At 59.3% G+C, this 1,749-nt stretch carries 3 protein-coding genes and 1 pseudogene; 1 reads left to right on the plus strand and 3 read right to left on the minus strand.

The genetic code is table 11. The annotated features are described in order from the left end of the window. Positions 1-240: pseudogene (locus AC6RA8_RS18020) on the plus strand (translational GTPase TypA); the annotation flags it as partial. Between the two features lie 38 nt (positions 241-278). On the opposite strand, the gene AC6RA8_RS18025 reads toward AC6RA8_RS18020, so the two are convergent. From AC6RA8_RS18025 to AC6RA8_RS18035, 3 genes are all read right to left on the minus strand, one after another. Continuing rightward, positions 279-830: a hypothetical protein gene (locus AC6RA8_RS18025; protein WP_500354564.1), complete on the minus strand. Its 552-nt coding sequence runs from the start codon at positions 828-830 to the stop codon at positions 279-281. A gap of 226 nt (positions 831-1,056) precedes the next feature. Further along, complete coding sequence (locus AC6RA8_RS18030; RefSeq protein ID WP_500354565.1) at positions 1,057-1,344, minus strand: DUF1330 domain-containing protein; 288 nt, start codon at positions 1,342-1,344, stop codon at positions 1,057-1,059. Between the two features lies 1 nt (position 1,345). Beyond that, on the minus strand, positions 1,346-1,749 hold a 404-nt coding region (locus AC6RA8_RS18035), incomplete at its 5' end, for a DHHA1 domain-containing protein (RefSeq protein WP_500354567.1).

The raw sequence follows: 1,749 nt of genomic DNA on the forward strand, positions 1-1,749 counted from the left end.
GAACACAGCCGCGACAACGATCTGGAAGTGAACCCGCTGAAGGGCAAGAAGCTGACCAACGTGCGCGCCTCGGGCACGGACGAAGCAGTGCGTTTGACGACTCCAATCACCATGTCGCTGGAAGAGGCAATCGCTTACATCGACGACGATGAACTGGTCGAAGTCACGCCGAATGCCGTGCGGTTGCGCAAGCGGTATCTCGACCCACACGAACGCAAGCGGATGGCAAGGGCCAGCTGATCAGGAAGGCGGACACGCCGCCCTCCGTCAATCGGTGATCAGTCGTCAAACGGGAAAACGCCGGTGTCGTCTTCATCGCCACCTTTCTCTTCGGCGGCACGCACGCGCTTTTCGATCTCGTCCAGATGACCCAATTCGAACGGCCGGGCCGGACGTGGAATGTGTTTGAGCACCTGCTCGATCCCATCTTCTGCAAGCTGTGCGGCGTCATTCGGGATTGCCTCTTGTAGTACGGCGTCCTGAACCGCAGCCAAAAAGATGCGCCCGCATCGATGTGCGCTTGGGTTGAACAGAGTCACGCATTGATGCTGGCCACAGCACGCCTGAACCACCGCGCTGTCCGTGAAATGATTGACGTAGTAAAACCCGTCACCAATGCGGAAACTCCAGACCGCGTTGATCCGGTAACACCCGGGCGGCACGCGAATACTCCGGTGGCCACAACGTGCAGGAATGACGGCATATTCCCGGTCGCACCAGCGCAGGATCGATCCATCGCAATTGTAGATATTGATGTACCAGGTGCGGCTGCTGATCTTGCACGGATCATCAAGGGCCGTCACCCAGACGTTTAGATTTGCCAAAGACATAAAGAATTCCTCCCAAAAACGGGCACAAACGCCCCGTGGGGCGCAAAAGAAGTGCATGTTTGAATTCAGGGGCGAGATGTCGCGCGGGGCACAACCCCCGTCCCAACGATCAACGGCGCGACAATTGCGCCGTGTGATGCACTATATCACACAATCGCGAGTCGAAAAACTCGCTTTACGGGATTTCTGACTGACGTCGGACACAACTGCGTATGTCGACAAACGGCTATTCCGTCGTTTCGACAATCAAGAGTTCGCGCTCAGAGGCACCTCGAGCATGCTCGAGTGCCGCTTGATACGCATCCGAGTGGTAGCACCGTTCAGCCGTTTCCACGTCCGGGAATTTGGCGACAACGTTGCGGGGGCGGTCCTTGCCTTCCAGCTGAACGTAACGCCCGCCCCGGGCGATGAAGGTGCCGCCATGATCAGCGATAGCAACCGTCGCACCGGCGGCGTATTTCTTGTACGCCTCTTCGTCCGTCACTGTGACATGTGCAATCCAAAGTGCTGGCATCTTATCCTCCCATGACCGCTTTGGCCGCTGCAATGGCGGCGTCCGCGTTTGCTGCATCCTTTGCCCCGCCCTGAGCCATGTCAGGACGGCCACCACCGCCCTTGCCGCCAAGCTCAACAACAGCAGCCTTGACCAGATCAACGGCGTTCACGCTGTCGACCTTATCCTGCGTGACACCGGCAGCCACGGCCACCTTACCATCAGCATCCGCGATCAGAAGGATCGCACCCGTGCCCATGCGGCTTTTGTGCTCGTCAATCAGTGCGGGCAGATCACGGCCGGTCACACCGCTCAGCACCTGTGCGAGGAACGGCGTTCCGTTCACATCCTCGGCCTCAGGCGCGGCTTGCCCGCCGCCTGCCATGGCGAGATCGCGACGCAGCTGTGCCACTTCGGCGGCCAGCG

The sequence above is a fragment of the Tateyamaria sp. genome (assembly GCF_059783535.1).

Coding starts and splice junctions, on each gene's coding strand:
- AC6RA8_RS18030 (WP_500354565.1), bottom strand. CDS start 1,344: ATGCCAGCACTTTGGATTGCACATGTCACAGTGACGGACGAAGAGGCG.
- AC6RA8_RS18025 (WP_500354564.1), bottom strand. CDS start 830: ATGTCTTTGGCAAATCTAAACGTCTGGGTGACGGCCCTTGATGATCCG.